This window comes from Hafnia alvei (assembly GCF_034424155.1).
GTDB lineage: Bacteria > Pseudomonadota > Gammaproteobacteria > Enterobacterales > Enterobacteriaceae > Hafnia > Hafnia alvei.
The window spans coordinates 4,263,658-4,286,174 of record NZ_CP139992.1; the positions used below are offsets into that span (position 1 = coordinate 4,263,658).

Consider the following 22,517-nt stretch of genomic DNA (forward strand, 5'->3'; position numbering starts at 1 on the left):
TCTTAAACACGACTTAATAAAGTCATCTTTAAGATATTCAGGTGATAATGTCTTTCACTCATTATCGGAATGGCGTCCCCAAGGGGATTCGAACCCCTGTTACAGCCGTGAAAGGGCAGTGTCCTAGGCCTCTAGACGATGGGGACACGAAAATACCGACAAAGCTTTCGCCTTCTCGCTTCGTATCAGCATGAGTCTTAAAAACTCACAACATCAACAGGTGCTCTTGCTCATTAATTTCATCAGACAATCTGTGTGGACACTGCACTTAACGCTATCTTTAGGTAAGGAGGTGATCCAACCGCAGGTTCCCCTACGGTTACCTTGTTACGACTTCACCCCAGTCATGAATCACAAAGTGGTAAGCGCCCTCCCGAAGGTTAAGCTACCTACTTCTTTTGCAACCCACTCCCATGGTGTGACGGGCGGTGTGTACAAGGCCCGGGAACGTATTCACCGTAGCATTCTGATCTACGATTACTAGCGATTCCGACTTCATGGAGTCGAGTTGCAGACTCCAATCCGGACTACGACATACTTTATGAGGTCCGCTTGCTCTCGCGAGTTCGCTTCTCTTTGTATATGCCATTGTAGCACGTGTGTAGCCCTACTCGTAAGGGCCATGATGACTTGACGTCATCCCCACCTTCCTCCGGTTTATCACCGGCAGTCTCCTTTGAGTTCCCACCATTACGTGCTGGCAACAAAGGATAAGGGTTGCGCTCGTTGCGGGACTTAACCCAACATTTCACAACACGAGCTGACGACAGCCATGCAGCACCTGTCTCAGAGTTCCCGAAGGCACTAAAGCATCTCTGCTAAATTCTCTGGATGTCAAGAGTAGGTAAGGTTCTTCGCGTTGCATCGAATTAAACCACATGCTCCACCGCTTGTGCGGGCCCCCGTCAATTCATTTGAGTTTTAACCTTGCGGCCGTACTCCCCAGGCGGTCGACTTAACGCGTTAGCTCCGGAAGCCACGCCTCAAGGGCACAACCTCCAAGTCGACATCGTTTACAGCGTGGACTACCAGGGTATCTAATCCTGTTTGCTCCCCACGCTTTCGCACCTGAGCGTCAGTCTTTGTCCAGGGGGCCGCCTTCGCCACCGGTATTCCTCCAGATCTCTACGCATTTCACCGCTACACCTGGAATTCTACCCCCCTCTACAAGACTCTAGCTTGCCAGTTTCAAATGCAGTTCCCAAGTTAAGCTCGGGGATTTCACATCTGACTTAACAAACCGCCTGCGTGCGCTTTACGCCCAGTAATTCCGATTAACGCTTGCACCCTCCGTATTACCGCGGCTGCTGGCACGGAGTTAGCCGGTGCTTCTTCTGCGAGTAACGTCAATCACTGCGGTTATTAACCACAATGCCTTCCTCCTCGCTGAAAGTACTTTACAACCCGAAGGCCTTCTTCATACACGCGGCATGGCTGCATCAGGCTTGCGCCCATTGTGCAATATTCCCCACTGCTGCCTCCCGTAGGAGTCTGGACCGTGTCTCAGTTCCAGTGTGGCTGGTCATCCTCTCAGACCAGCTAGAGATCGTCGCCTAGGTGAGCCATTACCCCACCTACTAGCTAATCCCATCTGGGCACATCTGATGGCGTGAGGCCCGAAGGTCCCCCACTTTGGTCCGAAGACGTCATGCGGTATTAGCTACCGTTTCCAGTAGTTATCCCCCTCCATCAGGCAGTTTCCCAGACATTACTCACCCGTCCGCCGCTCGTCACCCAGAGAGCAAGCTCTCTTGTGCTACCGCTCGACTTGCATGTGTTAGGCCTGCCGCCAGCGTTCAATCTGAGCCATGATCAAACTCTTCAATTAAAAGCTTGATTTGCTTCAACAAGTGAAGCGATGCTCGAAAATTAACTTTCGTAATAATTCACTAAATGAATTACTGCTTGGTCACTCTTCAAGACTTTAATATTTTATCGTCCGAGGACGTTAGATATTGTCTTGTGAGTGCCCACACAGATTGTCTGATAAATTGTTAAAGAGCAGTGAGTTAGGAGACTAAGCTTGCTAACTCGAGGTGGCGTATAATACGCTTTCCTCTTTCAGAGTCAACCCTAAATTTCAGGATTTTTTCTCTTGCGATTTCTTATCGAAACCGCCGATACGGTGTGAAGTGATTCACATGTTCCGTGTCGATGGAGGCGCATTATAGGGAGTTCTCGCGGGCTGACAACCCCTAATTTTCATTAAATTGATCGTTTGCTGCATTCCACAGCAAAACCCCGCTTTATACCCATTTGTGCACAAACTTATCCACAGATATAAGGATCCATCAGTTGAGTTTTCACTTCTGCGCGATAGTATTGGGTGTATCCATCTTTCTTTTGGCGCTCTTTTTATGTCTTTTTCTATTCGTCCCTATCTCTCTTTACATCCAAAGATCGCAAATCGCGTCTTTATTGATCCCACCAGCACAATAATTGGTGCAGTAGATCTGGCAGACGACGTCAGTATCTGGCCTCTGGTCGCGATCCGAGGAGATGTTAACTCTGTTTCCATTGGTGCGCGTTCCAATATTCAGGATGGGACAGTTATTCACGTCACCCATAAATCGGCAAACAGCCCTGAAGGCTTACCTACGATTATTGGCGAGGATGTCACCGTAGGTCATAAAGTCATGCTTCACGGCTGTACCCTTGGAGATAGAGTGCTGGTTGGTATGGGGAGCATCATCTTGGATGGTGCAATAGTAGAAAACGATGTGATCATTGGTGCAGGGAGTTTAGTTTCGCCAGGTAAACGCTTGGAGAGTGGGTATATGTATTTTGGTAGCCCTGCTCGCCAAATTCGCCCATTAACGGAGGAAGAGAAAGCAGGGTTGCTATATTCAGCGAATAACTATGTCCGTTGGAAAGACGATTATCTCTCTCAACCAGAGATCCATACCCAGCCATCATCGCTATAATCTTCATTCAGGATCTTGTGTTCTGCTATATCTTCAAGATCCCAGCGTAGCGATCTAAAAAGAACGAGAGGATCAACATTCTGTCGCTCCTCTGACATGCGTTGAAGTTCTTCTATATAGATAGCACAACATATTTGAAAACCGTTTAGTGTTGCAGGGAATAATACGGCTCTCTTATTCGCATCCCATTCTTCTTGATCGGGAAACTGTATCGCTTGATTCATAACGCCGATTCTTCACGCATGATTTGCAGCACCGGTGAGATTTCAGGCATTACATCATTCCACAATAAGAATGCATGAGCAGCCTGCCCCACCAGCATGCCAAACCCATCGGCTAGCTGACCCGCGCCTTGTGCTTTTGCCCAAGCTAAGAAAGGTGTAAGTCCTTTCTGATAGAACATGTCATAGCAGGCCGTGTGCTCATTAATGACGGCTTCGGGTATTTGCGGGATTTCACCGTGAATACCCGAAGCTGTAGCATTGATGATGAGATCAAAGCGCCTTGTTGATAGCGCGCCAAACTCCACGGCGTCTATATTTCCCAAATGGCTAAACACGCTTGCCAGCTCTTGAGCCCGGCTATCGGTTCTATTCGCTATCGTGAGATCACAATCTAAAGAGAGAATCGGCTGGATTACACCTCGAGCGGCACCGCCGGCCCCTAACAGCAAAACTTTTGCCTGAGGAGCGATCATGCCTAAACGTTCAAGATCGCTAAGCAAACCGATGCCGTCGGTGTTATCACCTAGTAATCGGCCATCACCTAATAATTTAAGTGTATTAACCGCCCCCGCCAGTGAAGCTCTTTCCGTTAGTTCATCGGCGAGTTCATAAGCTTGCTCTTTGAAGGGGGTAGTTATGTTTGCCCCAGTAGCGCCACCAGCAAAGAACAACTGGATACTTTTCAGAAAATCATCAAGTGGAGCGAGCCGAGTTTCATAATTAAGCTCAATCCCAGTCTGCTGGCTAAACAGCTGATGAATGCGTGGCGACTTGCTGTGTTTAATCGGATTACCGAAGACGGCAAACTGCTTCATCACTATTATCCTTGTCTAAACAATTCGCCGGTCAGCGCATCACGGATTTCGGATGGGTTCAAACGCCCACCCACATCCGCATCAACGACAGGGAACGCGTCACCAAACTGCACTCGAACCTCTTGAGCTGTGCGGCAAGGTTCTAGGCCACTGAGGTTGGCACTTGTCGATACCAGCGGTTTACCAAACTGCGAACATAAGGTTTGAACCAATGGGTGATCGCTAACTCGAACCGCTATCGTTGAGAACCGGCCCGTAAGCCACTTTGGCGTAGTGCTTTTGGCAGGCATCACCCATGTGACGGGGCCAGGCCAATAAGAAAAGACCTCTGCGCGTCTTTCTCCCGACAATTTGGCATCATCGACATACGGCAATAACTGCTCATAATTTGCGGCAATCAGGATCAGACCTTTTTCCCATGTCCGTTGTTTTAGGTCGAGTAATGCATGCACAGCACGTTCACTATCAGGATCACATCCCAAGCCAAAAACAGCCTCGGTAGGGTACGCCACAACTTTTTCATTTTTTAGCGCATTCAGTACTTTCTCTAACGATGTATTTTGTTCTTTATTCATTATCTTCTATTCATTTACCACGGCTTTGCCGCAGAGTTTGCTAGCACAAAATAATTTAACGCCCTGTGCAGTCCGTTTTTCTACTAACAGCGGGTAGTGGCAATAAACACATACCCCCTCGATAGGTTTTAGATTTATCGCGAATTGGCACTCTGGATATCGATCGCAAGCGTGGAAAATTTTGCCATAGCGAGATTTTCGTTGAAGTAGCTGTCCTTGTTGGCACTGAGGACAAGTAATCGAGGTGGTATCCGGTTTATCGATAACTTCAGTATGGTCACAATCAGGATAGGCACCACAGCCAATGAACATCCCATAGCGCCCCTGCCGCAATACCAACGTTGTGCCACATTTTGGACACAGCTGACCATCCAGAACTTTAACGACGTGTCCATCCGCCTGCGGTTTAAGCGGCCGAATGAACTGGCATTCTGGATAGCGTGAACAGCCGAGAAATGGCCCATGTTTGCCGCTGCGCATAACTAACTCAGCGCCGCACTCTGGGCAATTTTCCGTATTTTTAACCGCAAGCAATGTTGCCTGACTCATAAATAGTTTCTTAATTCTTAGGGCATCCTTTAGTGCAGGTAACCCTCGTTAACTTCAAACAGCAGTTCTTCCATCTGTTCATAGGCGTGCTCATGGCCAGGTACATTAAACAAAACCATCAGCACTACCCATTTCAAATCTTCGAGATCGAACTGATCCGCATCCAGCGCCATCACACGATCAATGACCATTTCTCTTGTCTCTGGGGTTAACACCTGTATTTGTTCAAGAAAAAGTAGAAACCCTCGGCAGGCACAATCAAGGCGTATAGCCTCATCATCCGTATAAATGCGCATAACATGGGGGTCTGCGCATGAAATATACGGCATAGCGTCAGCTTCTTGCATCATAGCAAGTTTTTCTAACCAACCGAGGGCACTATATATATCTTCCCGCTCAAACCCCGCACGCGTTAAATCATCGGTTAACTTATCTTGATCAACCTGCATCCCTGATGCTGTGTGTATATAGGTTTCAAACAGGTACATTAATACGTCGAACATGGCTAGCCCTCTTCAGTCGGACATAGCCGCCGGACACAGCTTTAATCCATCCTGCTAACTCCAGATCGAGCAAAGCCACCGCAATCTCTGGCACAGGTTGGCCGACACGTTCGGCGACGACGTCAACAGATGTCACCTCATATTCTACGTTAGCCAACACCTCGGCAAATGGCAATTCCGCAACGTCTTGCTCAGGATAAATAATTTCTGGGTTAGGGCTTGGTAACCAATGCAAACCACCAATTTGTTCAATAATATCCTTAGGATGCGACACTAAATAAGCGCCCTGCTGAATCAGCCAATTGGAACCTGCACTTTGTAGACTCTCAATAGAACCAGGGATCGCAAAAACGTCCTTTCCCTGCTCGAGGGCACAACGCGCAGTTATCAACGTGCCACTTTTCTCTGCAGCCTCAACAATCAGCACTCCCTCACTCAATCCACTAATGATACGATTCCGACGCGGGAAATACTCCGCTCTTGCTTTGGTGCTAGGAGGAAACTCAGAAACAATCGCACCATGGTTTGCCACAATGCGCGACGCAAGATGTTCATGACAGGCAGGATAAAGCTGCGCTATTCCACAACCCAATACCGCAATAGTTGTACCCTGAGTTTCTAGGCAAGCACGATGCGCGATACCATCAATTCCTAATGCAAGACCGCTGGTTATCACCAGACCCGCCGCTGAAAGTTCACTGGAAAAATAGGTCGCGCACGTTTCGCCATAATCGCTATAACGCCGGCTCCCTACGATAGCAATTTGAACCAGAGAGAGGCATTCAACGTTTCCCTTCACAAACAAAACCGGTGGTGGATTCGCTATATTTTTCAGTTTTTCTGGATAGCGAGGATCATCACAGGCAATTAACGCGTTTTCCTGCTGACTAAGCCAGCGTAGATCGGCCTCAATATGTTCAGCGGCTAGAAATTTCTGTGCTTGGGTCTGCGTCAGCCCCAGTTTTCTCAACAAGAGAACGTTTGGTTTACCTTCAGAACAATGCTGCGCAATAGCAAGACACTGCGGCAAAGAGACTTTTTGCAATCGACTTAGTCGAAGCCATATTTCCTGAACATCCATGTTTGCCCCTTGTGCAGCCTGCACCTATGTGTTCAATAGGTGAACAATACTGTCAATCAGGGCCGGAAATGTCTAGAATAGTGAGTGACAATCATTCCACTACTCAGAGACAGATCGAATAATTTATGGCGGTATTGCAGGTATTACATTTCCCCGATGAGCGGCTCCGCACAGTGGCGCAGCCGGTAAAAGAAGTCACTCCAGAAATTCAGCGTATCGTTGATGACATGTTTGAAACCATGTACGCAGAAGAAGGTATTGGTCTGGCTGCCACCCAGGTAGACGTTCACCAGCGTATTATCGTCATTGATGTGTCTGAAAACCACGATCAGCGCTTAGTTCTGATCAACCCAGAATTACTCTCCAGCGAAGGTGAAACGGGTATTGAAGAGGGTTGCCTCTCTGTTCCTGAACATCGCGCATTGGTTCCACGCGCTGAGCGAGTCAAAATTCGTGCTCTCGATCGCGAAGGTAAACCTTTCGAGCTTGAAGCAGACGATCTGCTCGCTATCTGTATTCAGCATGAAATGGATCATTTGATCGGAAAATTATTTGTCGATTACCTCTCGCCTCTGAAGCGTCAGCGTATCCGTCAGAAACTGGAGAAGCTGTATAAACAGCAAACCAGAGGCTAATTAGTCCATCATTAGCAGGAAACAACATTGTCTGATTCTTTGCGTATTATTTTTGCGGGAACTCCCGATTTTGCAGCGCGTCATCTTGACGCGCTTTTGTCTTCCCAGCATCAAATCGTTGGCGTATTTACTCAGCCCGATCGCCCTGCTGGACGTGGCAATAAACTTACACCAAGCCCAGTCAAGGTATTAGCACAGCAGCATGATCTGCCGGTGTACCAGCCCGCATCGCTACGTCCTGAAGAAAACCAGAAATTGGTTTCTGACCTTAACGCGGATGTTATGGTCGTGGTTGCCTATGGATTGATCCTGCCTAAGGCCGTATTAGACATGCCTCGCCTTGGCTGTATTAATGTTCATGGTTCTCTGCTTCCACGTTGGCGTGGCGCTGCGCCTATCCAGCGTGCACTCTGGGCGGGCGATGCAGAAACCGGTGTTACCATTATGCAAATGGACGTAGGTCTAGATACCGGCGACATGCTGCATAAAGTCTCTTGCCCAATTACCTCTCAAGATACCAGCGCAACGCTGTACGATAAGTTGGCAGACTTAGGTCCACAGGGCCTTATCACCACGCTGTCTCAATTAGCCAACGGAACCGCGGTACCAGAGAAACAAGATGAAGCATTAGTCACCTATGCTGAAAAACTCAGCAAAGACGAAGCTCGTCTGGATTGGACTCTTTCAGCCGTTCAGCTTGAGCGCTGCGTTCGCTCTTTCAATCCATGGCCTGTCAGTTTCTTTATGATTGATGAGCAACCGGTAAAAGTGTGGCAATCTCAAGTATTAGACGCTGAGCATAACCAAGCACCGGGGACCATCATCGGTGCTGATAAACAGGGCATCGCCGTGGCTACCGCACAAGGTATCTTACTGATGACTCAGCTACAGCCTTCCGGCAAAAAAAGCATGTCCGCACAGGATTTACTGAATTCTCGTCGCGAATGGTTCACTCCAGGCAATTGTCTCGAGTAAGCGATTTACGATTGCGTAAAGGGCCCATTTGGGCCCTTTTTGTTTGAAATTGACGCAAAGCGGTCTCTAAACTTCAAACCAGCCCCTTATTCGCGGTAAACTTCGCGTAATTATTCAAATTCTTAATTTATGCTGCAATGGTCAGCCTTACGCTATGAAAAACACTCCTTATAATTTGCGTGCTATTGCTGCTAAAGCTCTCAGTTCGGTGCTCGATCAAGGGCAATCCCTCAGCACGGCTCTTCCTGCACTGAGCAAAGAAGTCAGTGAAAAAGATCGCGCACTGCTGCAAGAACTTTGCTTCGGGGTGCTACGCGTGCTACCTCAGCTTGAATGGTATATTCAGCAATTGATGGCCAAGGTTCTTACCGGCAAGCAGCGCTCACTGCATTACCTCATCATGGTGGGCATTTACCAGCTGGTTTATACCCGAATTCCGCCTCACGCCGCTTTGGCAGAAACGGTCAATGGTGCGGTAGCGTTAAAGCGTCCGCAGTTGAAAGGATTGATCAACGGCGTACTGCGTCAGTTCCAACGCCAAGAAGATCAGTTAAAAGAGCGGTCGCAAAATAACGAATGCCGTTTCCTCCACCCTTCTTGGTTACTTAAACGCTTGCAGCAGGCTTATCCAGAGCAGTGGGAATCTATCGTTGATGCCAATAATCAGCGCCCGCCGATGTGGCTACGCGTTAATCGTCTTCATCACACGCGCGATGAATATCTGACATTGCTGACAAACGCTGAAATCAACGCTTTTGCCCATCCACAGTTTCCTGATGCAATTTGCCTTGAAGAAGCCTCCCCTGTCGGACGCCTGCCAGGATTTGAACAAGGGTGGGTCACAGTACAAGATGCCAGCGCCCAGCACTGCGTCGATCTTCTTGATCCACAAAACGGCGAACAGATCCTCGACCTCTGCTGTGCACCAGGGGGAAAAACGACCCATATTCTGGAAGCAGCACCAAAAGCACATGTGCTTGCCGTTGATGTTGATGAAAATCGCCTGAAGCGCGTAAAAGAAAACCTGCAACGTTTGCAACAGCAGGCCGAAGTGAAATGCGGCGATGGACGCTATCCTGAAAACTGGTGTGGCGACAAACAATTTGATCGCATCTTGCTTGATGCCCCGTGCTCCGCGACCGGCGTAATCCGTCGTCATCCTGATATCAAGTGGTTACGCCGCGATCGCGATATTGCAGAACTCGCTGCGTTGCAGAAAGAGATCATCGAAGCTATTTGGCCACGCTTAAAATCAGGCGGTGTGATGGTGTATGCAACCTGCTCCGTTTTACCTGAAGAAAATGCTCAACAGATGCGCGAGTTTCTTGCCCGCCATCCTGAAGCAAAGCTTGTGGCCACCGGAGATAAAGAAAATCCAGGGCAGCAACATCTTCCCCATGCACAGGATGGTGATGGGTTCTTTTACGCTAAGCTGATTAAAGCATGAATGTGTCTGCCTGCGGACGACACAGGCTTATAGATAGCGCAAAGCAGAGAGCACAATGAAGATAATTATTCTTGGCGCCGGACAAGTGGGCGGCACACTGGCTGAAAACCTAGTGGGTGAAAACAACGACATAACCATTGTCGATACCAATAGCGATCGTCTTCGCCAATTGCAGGATAAGTTCGATCTCAGAGTCGTTCAAGGCCACGGTTCTCACCCGCGCGTATTACGAGAAGCGGGCGCAGATGATGCAGACATGCTCGTGGCAGTGACAAGTTCTGATGAAACCAACATGGTTGCCTGTCAGGTTGCCTACTCGCTATTTAATACACCTAACCGTATCGCCCGTATTCGTTCGACAGAATATATACGCGAAAATGAGCGTTTGTTTAATGCTGAAGCAGTCCCTATAGACCATCTCATATCACCTGAGCAGCTGGTGACTGATTATGTCTATCGCTTAATCGAATATCCTGGTGCATTGCAGGTTGTGAACTTTGCTGAAGGAAAAGTCAGTCTTGCGGTGGTAAAAGCCTATTATGGTGGCCCACTGGTGGGTAACGCATTGGCTTCCCTAAAAGAACATATGCCGCATATTGATACGCGCGTTGCTGCTATTTTCCGCCAAGATCGCCCGATCAGGCCTCAAGGTTCTACGATCATTGAAGCCGGTGATGAAGTCTTTTTTGTTGCCGCATCACAGCATATCCGCGCCGTAATGAGCGAGCTTCAGCGCTTAGAGAAACCTTATAAGCGTATCATGATTGTTGGCGGCGGGAACGTCGGCGCAGGTCTAGCGCATCGCTTAGAAAAAGACTACAGCGTGAAGCTGATCGAGCGTAATCAACAACGCGCTGCTGAATTAGCTGAAATTTTGCATGACACCATCGTATTCTACGGCGATGCCTCTGACCAAGAATTGCTGATGGAAGAGCACATCGATCAGGTTGATGTATTTATTGCCCTGACTAACGATGATGAAGCTAATATCATGTCAGCGATGCTAGCTAAGCGCTTAGGTGCCAAAAAAGTCATGGTACTGATTCAAAGAAGCGCATATGTCGATTTGGTTCAGGGCAGTGTTATCGACATCGCAATCTCGCCACAGCAAGCCACTATTTCTGCCCTGCTCGGGCACGTTCGAAAAGCAGACATCGTCAGCGTTTCTTCTTTACGCCGTGGCGTTGCTGAAGCCATCGAAGCCATCGCGCACGGCGATGAAAGCACATCGAAAGTCGTCGGACGTAGAGTCGAAGAAATCAAGCTGCCACCGGGCACAACTATCGGCGCTATCGTTCGTGGTGACGACGTTATCATCGCCAATAGTGAGTCTAAAATTGAGCAAGGTGACCATGTCATTATGTTCTTAACAGACAAAAAGTTTATTACCGACGTCGAGCGCTTGTTCCAACCAAGCCCATTCTTCTTATAGCAATACAAATGAGTAATAGCGTTGTATTCATGTCTGGACGCTTTAGGGACTGTTAATTTTGCATCTGAATTTTGTCAATTAATGCTATGTTTGTTAAGCTTGTGTTATTGATTTTATAAGGGGTGGTCTATGAGTTTATTAAAAGAGTTTCGTGAGTTTGCCATGCGTGGCAACGTGGTTGATTTAGCGGTCGGTGTTATTATCGGTGCGGCTTTCGGCAAAATTGTCTCATCTTTGGTTGCCGATATTATCATGCCTCCATTAGGCCTGCTCATTGGCGGTGTTGATTTCAAACAATTCCATTGGGTCATGCGTGCCGCCGAAGGAGCAACACCGGCGGTCATCATGAACTATGGCCAATTTATCCAGAATATCTTTGATTTTGTTATCGTTGCTTTCGCTATTTTCTTAGCTATTAAGCTGATGAACAAAATGCGCCGCCAAGAAGCCGATGTCCCAGCAGCACCGCCTGCCCCAACCACAGAAGAAAAACTATTAACTGAAATTCGCGATTTGCTGAAACAGCAGCAAAAATAATTTGTTGGTGTTAATAAAAAAGCCGCTTAATAAAGCGGCTTTTTTGTTTCTGATAGAAAACAGAAGGCTGTAGGTAAAATACATCATCATTAATGCAGTTTGCCTACAGCCTCCCAGCTGCCTTTTTTGCCATGTTTAGCTTTACGGCTATAGCTGCCTTTACCTTTGCTATTTTTCTCTACGCGCTGTTTAAACAATGGATCATGCAAAAGAGCCTGAATAGCATTATCAGTAATTACGCCTTTGGTGTGTTGATATCTAGTCGTCATAACTTCCTCACTAACAATATGATGGTTTGGGATAAACCCCGCGTAAATCTATACTCGTCAATCGCTCGGCAGCCCCCTGTTCCAAGGCTTCAAGAATAGAACAGTAAGTGCTCGTATGCGCTTTTCCACAACAGGCATCACTTAAACGTTTTAAAGAACTACGCATAAGCTCCAGCTCACTAATCTTACTTTCCACCTCAACCAATCTGGCGTCAACGATCGATTTCGATTCTTGACAAGTATGATGCATAGGATCGACTCGGATCGAAAGTAACTCGCGGATCGACTCTAACGTAAAACCCAGTTGCTTAGCATAACGGATAAAGCGTAATCGTTGAAGATCATGATCGGTGTAGAGCCGATATCCACCTTCGGTCCGCACTTCATGATCCATCATCTTTTGCTTTTCGTAATAACGAACGGTGTCTGGCGTTACGCCAGCAAGCTTCGCTAATTGCCCGATACGATACATAATTTATCTCTACTCAGGATCAAAATGCTGTTTAAATTTATCCGCATACTCAGTATGCAAAAAGTCAGTGCTCATGCCTGATTGCCGCAAACGAAATTCTAATACAGCCAATCTTTTATTAAGCTCTATAAAATCAGGATGCTCACGAGAAAGGCCACGAATTAGTGATGCTAGCGTTGCGGCTTCCTTTCTTTGCTCGATCTCAGGAGGTAAACACCCAGCATTTTTTAAAAGACGGTAACCAGCACGCAAGTCTGCCGGAACATGAGAGTCATCATCCAGCTGCAGAGGTTTGCCCTCACCAGATAGATTCTCAAGCTCACCGCGTTTCAATGCTGAACTAATATGGCGCTCGGCCCATTCATCGATTAAAAACATCGCACTCAACCCAAATAAATCTATCTATAGCTTATAGCAGGATGGCAGTAAAAATGAAGGAGTACGTGGAGGATTAAGTAAAGGCGATAAGTTTTAGATATAAAAAAGCCGGGCCTAAGCCCGGCATTTTCATTGCTTCTACAGATTACTCTGCAGTTGCTTCTGCATCAGATACAGAACGATCAACGAGTTCGATGTAAGCCATCGGCGCGTTGTCGCCTGCACGGAAGCCACACTTCAGAATTCGAGTGTAACCACCGGCGCGGCTCGCGAAACGCGGGCCTAGCTCGTTAAACAGTTTTGCCACGATCTCGTTATCACGAGTACGGGCGAATGCCAGACGACGATTAGCAACGCTGTCGGTCTTGGCAAGAGTAATCAGCGGCTCAACCACGCGACGCAGCTCTTTCGCTTTCGGCAGGGTCGTCTTGATGATTTCATGACGAACCAAAGAGCCGGCCATATTGCGGAACATAGCTTGGCGATGGCTGCTGTTACGGTTCAGTTGACGACCACTCTTACGATGGCGCATGACCTTATCCTTCTCAGTAAAACCTTAACCTGTGACCTAGTTACTCGTCAGCAATGCTAGCTGGCGGCCAGTTTTCGAGGCGCATGCCCAGAGACAGACCACGTGAAGCCAGCACGTCTTTAATCTCAGTAAGAGATTTTTTACCCAAGTTCGGCGTTTTCAGCAACTCAACTTCGGTACGCTGTACTAGATCACCGATGTAGTGGATAGCTTCTGCCTTGAGGCAGTTAGCAGAGCGGACAGTCAATTCCAGATCGTCAACAGGGCGCAGCAGGATCGGATCGAACTCCGGCTTCTCTTCTTTAACTTCCGGCTGACGCACATCACGTAGGTCAACGAAAGCTTCAAGTTGTTCAGCCAAGATAGTTGCCGCACGGCGGATTGATTCTTCCGGATCAATCGTACCATTGGTTTCCATCTCGATAACCAGCTTGTCCAGGTCGGTACGCTGTTCAACACGAGCCGCTTCAACATTGTAAGCAATACGCTCCACAGGGCTGTAGCAAGCATCGACTAACAGACGGCCGATCGGGCGCTCATCTTCTTCCGAATGAATTCGGGCAGAAGCCGGCACATAACCACGACCACGCTGAATTTTGATACGCATACTAATTGATGCATTTTCATCAGTCAGATGGCAGATCACATGCTGCGGCTTGACGATTTCGACATCACCATCATGGGTGATATCGGCTGCAGTCACAGGGCCAATGCCAGACTTATTCAGGGTAAGAATAACTTCATCTTTGCCTTGAACTTTCACCGCCAGCCCTTTCAGGTTGAGCAGGATTTCCAGGATATCTTCCTGTACACCTTCTTTGGTGCTGTACTCATGTAGTACACCATCAATCTCAACCTCGGTCACCGCGCAACCCGGCATAGATGAAAGCAGAATACGGCGCAGTGCGTTACCAAGAGTATGGCCAAAGCCACGCTCTAACGGCTCAAGGGTCACCTTGGCGTGCGTCGAACTCAGTTGCTCGATATCTACCAGGCGCGGTTTTAGAAACTCTGTCACAGAACCCTGCATTGTGTCCTCTCTTTGGTACTAAGCTTTACTTAGAGTAAAGCTCGACGATCAGGTGTTCGTTAATGTCCGCAGACAGGTCGGAACGTTCAGGATTACGTTTGAACACACCTTCCATCTTAGCAGCATCAACTTCCAGCCAAGTCGGCTTTTCACGCTGCTCAGCCAGCTCCAGAGCGGCCTTCACACGAGATTGCTTTTTAGCTTTCTCACGTACGCTGACTACGTCATTAGGAGATACCTGATAAGAAGCGATGTTAACAACGCGACCATTTACTACGACTGCTTTATGGCTAACCAACTGACGTGCTTCTGCACGAGTGGCGCCGAAGCCCATACGGTAAACGACGTTGTCCAGACGACCTTCCAGCAGTTGCAACAGGTTTGCACCAGTGTTGCCTTTAAGGCGGGCTGCTTCTTTATAATAGTTACGGAACTGACGCTCCAGAACGCCGTAGATACGACGAACTTTTTGCTTCTCACGTAACTGAACACCATAGTCAGACAGACGCGGTTTACGCGCACCGTGCTGGCCTGGTGCCTGCTCAATTTTACACTTGGTATCGATCGCACGAACGCCAGACTTAAGGAATAAGTCTGTGCCCTCACGACGGCTCAGCTTGAGCTTAGGACCCAAATATCTTGCCATTTTCTTTCTCCAACAATCCGAGGAACGACGTTATACGCGACGTTTCTTCGGCGGACGACAACCGTTATGAGGGATCGGAGTCACATCAGTAATATTAGTGATGCGGAAACCAGCCGCGTTCAACGCGCGGATAGTAGACTCACGGCCAGGACCAGGTCCTTTAACCATAACTTCCAGATTCTTAATTCCGTACTCTTTTACTGCTTCGGCGCAACGTTCTGCTGCTACCTGTGCGGCAAACGGAGTGGATTTACGAGAACCACGGAAACCGGAACCACCGGCTGTTGCCCAACCCAGTGCGTTACCCTGACGATCAGTAATGGTAACAATGGTGTTGTTGAAAGAAGCATGGACGTGAGCCACACCGTCAGAGACTTGCTTTCTTACACGCTTACGTGCACGAATAGGTGCCTTTGCCATTATTCAATCACCCCGATTATTTCTTGATCGGTTTACGCGGACCCTTACGGGTACGTGCGTTGGTCTTAGTACGCTGACCGCGAACCGGTAGACCACGACGATGACGCAAACCACGATAGGTACCAAGATCCATCAGACGCTTGATGCTCAGGGTTACTTCACGACGCAGGTCACCTTCTACAGTGTACTTGGCAACTTCGTCACGCAGCTTATCGATTTGCTCTTCAGACAGCTCACTGATCTTAACATTTTCAGCAATGCCCGTTGCTTCACAGATAGCCTGTGAACGGGTCTTGCCGATACCGAAGATCGCAGTTAATGCGATTACAGTATGTTTCTGATCAGGAATGTTAATGCCTGCTATACGGGCCACTATGCACTCCTAAATTTTTATACAACAGCACCACTCTGAAAAGCCCGTTTTCAGGATACTCAAATGATACTGTAGCAACATACAAAAGATTGGCTGGCTAATCTAGCCAGCTCAACCCAACTTTGCAAGAAAAATATGCGAGATAATCAGCCTTGACGCTGTTTATGCTTCGGTTCTACGCTGCAAATCACACGCACAACACCGTTGCGCTTAACAATTTTACAGTTACGACATAATTTCTTGACGGAAGCACGAACTTTCATTTTACTCTCCGTAACTTCTCAAACTCACCAAGATTAGCGGTTATAGCCTTTCAGGTTCGCTTTCTTCAATGCAGACTCGTACTGACTTGACATCATTAGAGTTTGCACTTGAGCCATAAAGTCCATGATGACCACAACTACGATGAGTAGTGATGTACCACCAAAGTAGAATGGTACTTTCATTGCATCACGCATGAACTCCGGGATCAGGCAGATAAAGGTAATATACAACGCACCAATTAAGGTTAAACGAGTCATTACTTTATCGATATACTTCGCCGTTTGCTCTCCCGGACGAATTCCTGGTACGAATGCACCGGACTTCTTCAGGTTATCAGCTGTTTCTCTTGGGTTGAAAACCAACGCCGTATAGAAGAAACAGAAGAAGATGATTGCAGACGCATAGAGTAACACATAAAGCGGTTGCCCAGGCTGCAAATACAGCGAAATTGTAGTCAGCCAGTTCCAACCGGTGCCGCCCCCGAACCAAGATGCAATCGTGGCTGGGAACAGAATAATGCTGGAAGCGAAGATAGCAGGGATTACACCGGCCATATTCACTTTCAACGGTAAATGTGTGCTCTGTGCTGCATAAACACGACGACCTTGCTGACGCTTCGCATAGTTAACGACAATACGACGTTGACCACGTTCTACGAAAACAACGAAGAAGGTTACTGCAAATACTAACACTGCAACCAACAGCAACAGGAGGAAGTGCAGGTCGCCCTGCCGCGCTTGCTCGATAGTATGGCCAATTGCCGGCGGTAAGCCCGCTACAATCCCCGCAAAGATAATGATTGAAATACCGTTACCGATACCACGCTCAGTTATCTGCTCACCTAGCCACATTAGGAACATCGTCCCTGTAACCAAGCTCACGACTGCAGTGAAGTAGAACGCAAAGCCAGGGTTTATAACCAGACCTTGCATTCCTGGCATATTCGGAAGACCGGTAGCAATACCGATCGACTGGAATATGGCTAAAACCAGCGTACCGTAACGGGTGTACTGACTAATCTTACGACGGCCAGCCTCCCCTTCTTTCTTAATTTCCGCTAACGCTGGATGAACCACCGTCAGCAACTGGATAATAATTGACGCAGAAATATACGGCATAATACCCAGAGCAAAGATAGAAGCACGGCTGAGAGCACCACCAGAGAACATGTTAAACATTTCAATGATGGTGCCTCTCTGCTGTTCGAGCAGTTTGGCAAGTACAGCGGCATCAATACCAGGGATCGGAATGAAAGAGCCAATACGGAAAACTATGAGCGCCCCAATTACAAACAATAGTCTGCGCTTGAGTTCGCCAAGTCCACCCTTGGCACTTTGAAAATCTAATCCTGGTTGCTTAGCCATCTGCTACTTATTCCTCAATTTTACCGCCAGCAGCTTCGATAGCAGCACGAGCGCCTTTGGTGACACGAAGGCCACGCAAAGTCACAGCACGATTGATTTCACCAGAAAGCATAACTTTCGCGAATTCAATCTGTGGGCCAACTACGTTAGCGGCTTTCAGAGTGTTCAGGTCGATAACATCGCCTTCAACTAAAGCGATCTCTGACAGACGAACTTCTGCAGTGATCATTGCTTTACGAGAAGTAAAGCCGAATTTCGGCAGACGACGGTACAGAGGCATCTGACCACCTTCGAAACCACGACGTACGCCACCGCCAGAACGTGAGTTCTGACCTTTGTGACCACGACCGCCGGTTTTACCCAGGCCAGAACCGATACCACGACCCAGACGCTTGGAAGCGTGCTTGGACCCTTCGGCCGGAGACAGAGTATTTAAACGCATCTCTTACTCCTCAACTTTAACCATGTAGGAAACCGCGTTGACCATACCACGTACAGCAGGAGTATCCTCGCGCTCTACGGTGTGGCCAATACGACGCAGACCCAGGCCAAGCAGCGTTGCCTTGTGTTTCGGCAAACGACCGATTGCACTGCGGGTTTGAGTTATTTTAATAGTCTTTGCCATGGTCAATTACCCCAGAATTTCTTCAACGGATTTACCACGCTTGGCAGCGACCATTTCTGGGGACTTCATGCTAGCCAGACCATCGATAGTTGCACGAACCACATTAATTGGGTTGGTGGAACCATAGGCCTTAGCTAGAACGTTGTGCACCCCAGCGACTTCCAGAACGGCGCGCATTGCACCACCGGCAATAATACCGGTACCTTCGGAAGCCGGCTGCATGAACACACGAGAACCCGTATGAGCACCTTTAACAGGATGCTGCAGGGTGCCGCTGTTCAGCGCGACATTCATCATGTTGCGACGGGCTTTTTCCATCGCTTTCTGGATCGCTGCTGGAACTTCACGCGCTTTACCGTAACCAAAACCTACGCGACCATTGCCATCACCCACTACAGTTAGTGCGGTGAAGCTAAAAATACGGCCACCTTTTACAGTTTTAGATACGCGATTTACCGCGATCAGCTTTTCCTGCAGTTCGCCAGCTTGTTTTTCGATGTGAGCCATCTTACACCTCTACCTTAGAACTGAAGGCCAGCTTCACGGGCAGCATCTGCCAGTGCCTGGACACGACCATGATATTGGAAACCAGAGCGGTCAAAAGATACGCCTTTGATGCCCTTCTCCAACGCGCGCTCAGCAATAGTTTTACCTACAGCGATTGCAGCATCTTTGTTCCCAGTATATTTCAGTTGTTCACTGATTGCTTTTTCTACAGTAGAAGCAGCGACCAGAACTTCAGAACCATTCGGAGCAATTACCTGTGCGTAAATATGACGCGGGGTACGATGTACCACCAGGCGAGTTGCACCCAGCTCTTTGAGCTTGCGGCGTGCGCGGGTCGCACGACGGATACGAGCAGATTTCTTATCCATAGTGTTACCTTACTTCTTCTTAGCCTCTTTGGTACGCACGACTTCGTCGGCGTAACGGACACCCTTGCCTTTATAAGGCTCAGGACGACGGTAAGCGCGCAGATCTGCTGCCACTTGTCCGATCAACTGCTTATCAGCGCCTTTCAGCACGATTTCAGTCTGGGACGGGCATTCAGCAGTAATACCTGCTGGCAGAGCATGTTCAACTGGGTGAGAGAAGCCTAAAGCTAAATTCACAGAGTTGCCCTTAACTGCTGCACGGTAACCGACACCTACCAACTGAAGCTTCTTAGTGAAGCCATCGGTAACACCAACAACCATTGCGTTAAGCAGCGCACGAGTGGTACCCGCTTGGGCCCACGCATTTGCAAAACCTTCGCGTGGAGCGAAAGTCAGTGCGTTATCAGCATGCTTAACTTCAACGGCGTCGTGGACTGTACGAGTCAGCTCGCCGTTTTTACCCTTAATCGAAATTACCTGACCGTTGAGTTTGACCTCTACGCCGGCAGGAATGACGACGGGTGCTTTTGCAACACGAGACATTCTTTCCTCCCGATTAAGCTACGTAGCAGAGAATCTCGCCACCAAGACCAGCCTGGCGAGCTGCACGATCAGTCATAACACCTTTAGAGGTAGAAATAACAGCGATACCCAAACCGGCCATAACTTTTGGCAGCTCATCTTTTTTCTTATAGATGCGCAGACCTGGACGGCTGATACGTTGAATGCTTTCTACCACTGCCTTGCCCTGGAAGTACTTCAGTACTAATTCCAGTACAGGCTTGGTGTCGCCTTCGATTTTGAAATCTTCAATAAAACCTTCTTCCTTCAGCACGTTGGCAATTGCCACTTTCAGCTTGGAGGAAGGCATGGTGACCGCAACTTTGTTCGCGGCTTGACCGTTACGGATACGGGTCAGCATATCCGCGATCGGATCTTGCATGCTCATCTGTCTTTACTCCCGTGATTCAATTGGTGACAATTACCAGCTAGCCTTTTTCAGACCCGGGATTTCACCGCGCATAGCGGCTTCACGGACCTTAATACGGCTCAACCCGAACTTACGCAGGAAAGCGTGCGGACGGCCAGTTTGACGGCAGCGGTTACGCTGACGGGACGGGCTGGAATCACGCGGCAGAGTCTGCAGCTTAAGAACAGCATCCCAACGATCTTCGTCAGAAGCGTTCACGTTAGAGATGATCGCTTTCAGTTCAACGCGTTTGGCAAAGAACTTATCAGCTAATTTCACGCGCTTGACTTCGCGTGCTTTCATGGATTGCTTAGCCATTAGTAACCCTACCTTACTTGCGGAACGGGAAGTTGAAAGCAGTCAGCAGCGCACGGCCTTCATCATCGGATTTCGCAGTAGTGGTAATGGTAATATCCAAACCACGAACGCGATCGACTTTATCATAATCGATTTCCGGGAAGATGATCTGTTCACGCACGCCCATGCTGTAGTTACCACGACCATCGAATGACTTAGCAGACAAGCCACGGAAGTCACGGATACGAGGTACAGCAATGGAAATCAGACGCTCAAAGAACTCCCACATGCGTTCGCCACGCAGAGTTACTTTACAGCCGATCGGATAGCCCTGGCGGATTTTGAAGCCTGCAACTGATTTGCGTGCTTTAGTGATCAACGGCTTTTGACCGGAGATTGCTGCTAAGTCAGCTGCTGCATTATCCAGCAGTTTCTTATCAGCGATCGCTTCACCAACACCCATATTCAGGGTAATCTTCTCGACCCGTGGGACTTGCATGACAGAATTGTAGCCGAACTCAGACATGAGTTGCTTGACTACTTCGTCTTTGTAGTAATCATGCAGTTTCGCCATCGTACTACTCCAAATTACTTGATAGTTTCGCTGTTAGATTTGAAGAAACGGACTTTTTTGCCGTCTTCGAATCTAAAGCCTACACGGTCAGCCTTACCGGTTGCCGCATTGAAGAGAGCAATGTTAGAAACCTGAATAGCAGCTTCTTTTTCAACAATGCCACCTGGTTGGTTCAGGGCCGGAACCGGCTTCTGATGTTTCTTAACCAGGTTAATACCTTCAACGATGACCTTGCCAGAAGACAGGACATTTTTTACTTTACCGCGCTTACCTTTATCTTTACCGGTTAGCACGATAACTTCGTCATCACGACGGATTTTCGCTGCCATGGTTCGCTCCTTAGAGTACTTCTGGTGCCAGAGAGATAATTTTCATGAACTTTTCATTACGCAGTTCACGAGTTACCGGCCCAAAAATACGCGTACCGATAGGCTGCTCAGAGTTATTGTTTAAAATAACACAAGCATTGCCATCGAAGCGAATGACAGAACCGTCCGGGCGACGAACACCCTTCTTGGTGCGCACCACTACCGCCTTCAGCACATCGCCTTTCTTGACCTTGCCACGAGGAATTGCTTCCTTGATGGTGATCTTGATGATGTCGCCGACGCCTGCGTAGCGACGGTGCGAGCCACCTAGAACCTTGATACACATTACGCGACGTGCACCGGAGTTGTCGGCCACGTTCAGCATAGTCTGTTCTTGGATCATGTTAGTGCTCCGCTAATGTCAACTACAACTTTGGACCCAGAATGGGTCGTTTGAAATCCCCACAATTGAGGGCGCAGCATTATAACACCGCTTCCAGAATATGGGTAGAAAAAATAAACGGCTCAGTTTTTGAGCCGTTTATAGTACTCGAGATGCGTACTGTATTACAGAACGGCTTTCTCTACAACGCGAACAAGTGTCCAAGACTTAGTCTTTGACAGTGGACGGCATTCGCGGATTTCTACCACGTCACCGATACCACATTCATTGTTCTCGTCGTGTACGTGCAGCTTGGTCGTACGTTTGATGAATTTACCATACATTGGGTGCTTCACCATACGCTCGATCGTAACAACAACGGATTTCTCCATTTTGTCACTAACTACTCGACCTTGCAGAGTACGGATTTGATCAGTCATTACGCACCCGCCTTCTCAGTCAGTAAAGTCTTAACGCGTGCGACATCACGACGCACTTGCTTCAACAGGTGAGATTGTTGCAGCTGACCGCTTGCCGCTTGCATGCGCAGGTTAAATTGCTCACGCAGCAGGCTCAGCAGTTCAGTGTTCAGCTCTTCAACACTTTTCTCACGCAGCTCTTGTGCTTTCATTACATCACCGTCTTAGTTACAAAGGTGGTTTTGATAGGCAGTTTCGCTGCTGCCAGCTTGAAGGCCTCACGGGCCAGCTCTTCAGGCACGCCGTCCATTTCGTACAGGACTTTACCCGGCTGGATCAAGGCAACCCAATACTCTACGTTACCTTTACCTTTACCCATACGAACTTCAAGCGGCTTTTCAGTGATCGGCTTGTCTGGGAACACACGGATCCAGATTTTACCCTGACGCTTAACTGCACGAGTCATCGCACGACGAGCTGCTTCGATTTGACGAGCAGTCAGACGGCCACGGCCAACAGCTTTCAGACCGAAAGTGCCGAAGCTAACATCCGTACCTTGCGCCAGACCACGGTTGCGGCCTTTGTGCACCTTACGGAATTTTGTACGCTTTGGTTGTAACAT

Annotated in this window: 35 protein-coding genes, 1 tRNA gene and 1 rRNA gene; 6 read left to right on the forward strand and 31 right to left on the reverse strand. The window is 48.3% G+C overall.

Annotated elements, in window-relative coordinates; all coding sequences use genetic code 11:
• Positions 1–70: 70 nt before the first annotated feature.
• A tRNA-Glu gene (locus tag U0008_RS19625) sits at positions 71–146 on the reverse strand.
• A gap of 139 nt (positions 147–285) precedes the next feature.
• Positions 286–1,828 (reverse strand): 16S ribosomal RNA (locus U0008_RS19630).
• A 529-nt stretch (positions 1,829–2,357) separates the two neighbouring features.
• Here U0008_RS19630 and U0008_RS19635 point away from each other — a divergent pair.
• Positions 2,358–2,924 carry a gamma carbonic anhydrase family protein gene (locus U0008_RS19635; protein ID WP_043489537.1) on the forward strand — a complete coding sequence of 189 codons (567 nt, stop codon included), beginning with the start codon at positions 2,358–2,360 and terminating at the stop codon, positions 2,922–2,924.
• On the opposite strand, the gene U0008_RS19640 is transcribed toward U0008_RS19635, so the two are convergent.
• Genes U0008_RS19640 through dprA form a run of 6 tightly spaced genes read right to left on the reverse strand, consistent with a single transcriptional unit; the run spans position 2,888 to position 6,671 of the window.
• A complete protein-coding gene (locus U0008_RS19640; RefSeq protein WP_043489347.1) occupies positions 2,888–3,148 on the reverse strand; it encodes a DUF1488 family protein in 261 nt (86 codons plus the stop codon). The two genes, U0008_RS19635 and U0008_RS19640, sit on opposite strands and share 37 nt — an antisense overlap.
• The gene (gene aroE / locus U0008_RS19645) at positions 3,145–3,963 is read right to left on the reverse strand and encodes a shikimate dehydrogenase (RefSeq protein WP_043489350.1); all 819 of its coding nucleotides are present in this window, start codon (positions 3,961–3,963) and stop codon (positions 3,145–3,147) included. Before aroE ends, U0008_RS19640 begins: the two co-directional genes overlap by 4 nt.
• Before the next feature lie 5 nt (positions 3,964–3,968).
• Entirely contained in the window at positions 3,969–4,538 is a 570-nt protein-coding gene (gene tsaC / locus U0008_RS19650; protein WP_043489351.1) for an L-threonylcarbamoyladenylate synthase type 1 TsaC, read from the reverse strand.
• A gap of 6 nt (positions 4,539–4,544) precedes the next feature.
• The gene (locus tag U0008_RS19655) at positions 4,545–5,087 is read right to left on the reverse strand and encodes a DNA topoisomerase family protein (protein WP_025802625.1); all 543 of its coding nucleotides are present in this window, start codon (positions 5,085–5,087) and stop codon (positions 4,545–4,547) included.
• Between the two features lie 29 nt (positions 5,088–5,116).
• Positions 5,117–5,590 (reverse strand): DUF494 family protein, encoded by a 474-nt coding sequence (locus U0008_RS19660; RefSeq protein ID WP_025802627.1) that lies wholly within the window; start codon positions 5,588–5,590, stop codon positions 5,117–5,119.
• Positions 5,562–6,671, reverse strand: a complete 1,110-nt coding sequence (dprA, locus tag U0008_RS19665) for a DNA-protecting protein DprA (RefSeq protein WP_043489354.1) — start codon at positions 6,669–6,671, stop codon at positions 5,562–5,564. The genes U0008_RS19660 and dprA overlap by 29 nt, the downstream gene beginning before the upstream one ends.
• A 125-nt stretch (positions 6,672–6,796) precedes the next feature.
• Here dprA and def point away from each other — a divergent pair, with 125 nt between their 5' ends.
• From def to mscL, 5 genes are all read left to right on the forward strand, one after another.
• Positions 6,797–7,306 carry a peptide deformylase gene (gene def, locus U0008_RS19670; RefSeq protein ID WP_043489355.1) on the forward strand — a complete coding sequence of 170 codons (510 nt, stop codon included), beginning with the start codon at positions 6,797–6,799 and terminating at the stop codon, positions 7,304–7,306.
• A 27-nt stretch (positions 7,307–7,333) separates the two neighbouring features.
• A complete protein-coding gene (gene fmt / locus U0008_RS19675) occupies positions 7,334–8,281 on the forward strand; it encodes a methionyl-tRNA formyltransferase (RefSeq protein ID WP_043489357.1) in 948 nt (315 codons plus the stop codon).
• Between the two features lie 154 nt (positions 8,282–8,435).
• Positions 8,436–9,728 carry a 16S rRNA (cytosine(967)-C(5))-methyltransferase RsmB gene (gene rsmB, locus U0008_RS19680; protein WP_043489360.1) on the forward strand — a complete coding sequence of 431 codons (1,293 nt, stop codon included), beginning with the start codon at positions 8,436–8,438 and terminating at the stop codon, positions 9,726–9,728.
• 55 nt (positions 9,729–9,783) lie between these two features.
• A complete protein-coding gene (gene trkA, locus U0008_RS19685) occupies positions 9,784–11,160 on the forward strand; it encodes a Trk system potassium transporter TrkA (RefSeq protein WP_025802637.1) in 1,377 nt (458 codons plus the stop codon).
• Between the two features lie 129 nt (positions 11,161–11,289).
• Positions 11,290–11,697: a large-conductance mechanosensitive channel protein MscL gene (gene mscL / locus U0008_RS19690; RefSeq protein WP_043489362.1), complete on the forward strand. Its 408-nt coding sequence runs from the start codon at positions 11,290–11,292 to the stop codon at positions 11,695–11,697.
• Positions 11,698–11,786: 89 nt separating this feature from the next.
• Here the strand turns inward: mscL and U0008_RS19695 are convergent, their stop codons facing one another.
• From U0008_RS19695 to rplP, 23 genes are all read right to left on the reverse strand, one after another.
• Positions 11,787–11,966 (reverse strand): alternative ribosome-rescue factor A, encoded by a 180-nt coding sequence (locus tag U0008_RS19695; protein ID WP_043489365.1) that lies wholly within the window; start codon positions 11,964–11,966, stop codon positions 11,787–11,789.
• Between the two features lie 10 nt (positions 11,967–11,976).
• Positions 11,977–12,438: a Zn(2+)-responsive transcriptional regulator gene (zntR, locus tag U0008_RS19700; protein WP_025802643.1), complete on the reverse strand. Its 462-nt coding sequence runs from the start codon at positions 12,436–12,438 to the stop codon at positions 11,977–11,979.
• A gap of 9 nt (positions 12,439–12,447) precedes the next feature.
• Complete coding sequence (locus tag U0008_RS19705) at positions 12,448–12,816, reverse strand: DnaJ family domain-containing protein (RefSeq protein ID WP_043489367.1); 369 nt, start codon at positions 12,814–12,816, stop codon at positions 12,448–12,450.
• A gap of 145 nt (positions 12,817–12,961) precedes the next feature.
• Positions 12,962–13,348: a 50S ribosomal protein L17 gene (gene rplQ / locus U0008_RS19710; RefSeq protein WP_008815460.1), complete on the reverse strand. Its 387-nt coding sequence runs from the start codon at positions 13,346–13,348 to the stop codon at positions 12,962–12,964.
• 40 nt (positions 13,349–13,388) lie between these two features.
• Positions 13,389–14,378, reverse strand: a complete 990-nt coding sequence (locus U0008_RS19715; protein WP_004846552.1) for a DNA-directed RNA polymerase subunit alpha — start codon at positions 14,376–14,378, stop codon at positions 13,389–13,391.
• 25 nt (positions 14,379–14,403) lie between these two features.
• Positions 14,404–15,024, reverse strand: a complete 621-nt coding sequence (rpsD, locus tag U0008_RS19720) for a 30S ribosomal protein S4 (protein WP_025802647.1) — start codon at positions 15,022–15,024, stop codon at positions 14,404–14,406.
• 30 nt (positions 15,025–15,054) lie between these two features.
• Positions 15,055–15,444, reverse strand: a complete 390-nt coding sequence (rpsK, locus tag U0008_RS19725) for a 30S ribosomal protein S11 (protein ID WP_002438687.1) — start codon at positions 15,442–15,444, stop codon at positions 15,055–15,057.
• Between the two features lie 16 nt (positions 15,445–15,460).
• Positions 15,461–15,817: a 30S ribosomal protein S13 gene (gene rpsM / locus U0008_RS19730; RefSeq protein WP_008815461.1), complete on the reverse strand. Its 357-nt coding sequence runs from the start codon at positions 15,815–15,817 to the stop codon at positions 15,461–15,463.
• A 146-nt stretch (positions 15,818–15,963) separates the two neighbouring features.
• Entirely contained in the window at positions 15,964–16,080 is a 117-nt protein-coding gene (rpmJ, locus tag U0008_RS19735) for a 50S ribosomal protein L36 (protein WP_008815462.1), read from the reverse strand.
• Positions 16,081–16,113: 33 nt separating this feature from the next.
• Complete coding sequence (secY, locus tag U0008_RS19740) at positions 16,114–17,445, reverse strand: preprotein translocase subunit SecY (RefSeq protein WP_025802655.1); 1,332 nt, start codon at positions 17,443–17,445, stop codon at positions 16,114–16,116.
• A gap of 7 nt (positions 17,446–17,452) precedes the next feature.
• Positions 17,453–17,887, reverse strand: a complete 435-nt coding sequence (gene rplO, locus U0008_RS19745; RefSeq protein WP_025802657.1) for a 50S ribosomal protein L15 — start codon at positions 17,885–17,887, stop codon at positions 17,453–17,455.
• Positions 17,888–17,890: 3 nt separating this feature from the next.
• Positions 17,891–18,070, reverse strand: coding sequence for a 50S ribosomal protein L30 (rpmD, locus tag U0008_RS19750; protein WP_004846568.1), 180 nt, complete (start codon positions 18,068–18,070; stop codon positions 17,891–17,893).
• Between the two features lie 6 nt (positions 18,071–18,076).
• Positions 18,077–18,577, reverse strand: a complete 501-nt coding sequence (gene rpsE, locus U0008_RS19755) for a 30S ribosomal protein S5 (protein ID WP_004846569.1) — start codon at positions 18,575–18,577, stop codon at positions 18,077–18,079.
• 14 nt (positions 18,578–18,591) lie between these two features.
• The gene (gene rplR, locus U0008_RS19760) at positions 18,592–18,945 is read right to left on the reverse strand and encodes a 50S ribosomal protein L18 (RefSeq protein WP_004846572.1); all 354 of its coding nucleotides are present in this window, start codon (positions 18,943–18,945) and stop codon (positions 18,592–18,594) included.
• 9 nt (positions 18,946–18,954) lie between these two features.
• On the reverse strand, positions 18,955–19,488 hold the full coding sequence (gene rplF / locus U0008_RS19765; protein ID WP_025802661.1) for a 50S ribosomal protein L6: 534 nt from the start codon (positions 19,486–19,488) through the stop codon (positions 18,955–18,957).
• Positions 19,489–19,501: 13 nt separating this feature from the next.
• Positions 19,502–19,894: a 30S ribosomal protein S8 gene (gene rpsH, locus U0008_RS19770; RefSeq protein WP_025802663.1), complete on the reverse strand. Its 393-nt coding sequence runs from the start codon at positions 19,892–19,894 to the stop codon at positions 19,502–19,504.
• A 33-nt stretch (positions 19,895–19,927) separates the two neighbouring features.
• The gene (rpsN, locus tag U0008_RS19775; protein WP_004846582.1) at positions 19,928–20,233 is read right to left on the reverse strand and encodes a 30S ribosomal protein S14; all 306 of its coding nucleotides are present in this window, start codon (positions 20,231–20,233) and stop codon (positions 19,928–19,930) included.
• Positions 20,234–20,246: 13 nt separating this feature from the next.
• Positions 20,247–20,786 (reverse strand): 50S ribosomal protein L5, encoded by a 540-nt coding sequence (gene rplE, locus U0008_RS19780; protein WP_004846583.1) that lies wholly within the window; start codon positions 20,784–20,786, stop codon positions 20,247–20,249.
• A gap of 14 nt (positions 20,787–20,800) precedes the next feature.
• Complete coding sequence (gene rplX / locus U0008_RS19785) at positions 20,801–21,115, reverse strand: 50S ribosomal protein L24 (RefSeq protein WP_004846586.1); 315 nt, start codon at positions 21,113–21,115, stop codon at positions 20,801–20,803.
• A gap of 10 nt (positions 21,116–21,125) precedes the next feature.
• Positions 21,126–21,497 carry a 50S ribosomal protein L14 gene (gene rplN, locus U0008_RS19790; protein ID WP_000613954.1) on the reverse strand — a complete coding sequence of 124 codons (372 nt, stop codon included), beginning with the start codon at positions 21,495–21,497 and terminating at the stop codon, positions 21,126–21,128.
• 164 nt (positions 21,498–21,661) lie between these two features.
• Positions 21,662–21,916, reverse strand: a complete 255-nt coding sequence (rpsQ, locus tag U0008_RS19795; RefSeq protein WP_004846590.1) for a 30S ribosomal protein S17 — start codon at positions 21,914–21,916, stop codon at positions 21,662–21,664.
• Positions 21,916–22,107 (reverse strand): 50S ribosomal protein L29, encoded by a 192-nt coding sequence (gene rpmC, locus U0008_RS19800; protein ID WP_004846592.1) that lies wholly within the window; start codon positions 22,105–22,107, stop codon positions 21,916–21,918. Before rpmC ends, rpsQ begins: the two co-directional genes overlap by 1 nt.
• Positions 22,107–22,517, reverse strand: a complete 411-nt coding sequence (gene rplP / locus U0008_RS19805) for a 50S ribosomal protein L16 (RefSeq protein ID WP_002438716.1) — start codon at positions 22,515–22,517, stop codon at positions 22,107–22,109. The genes rpmC and rplP overlap by 1 nt, the downstream gene beginning before the upstream one ends.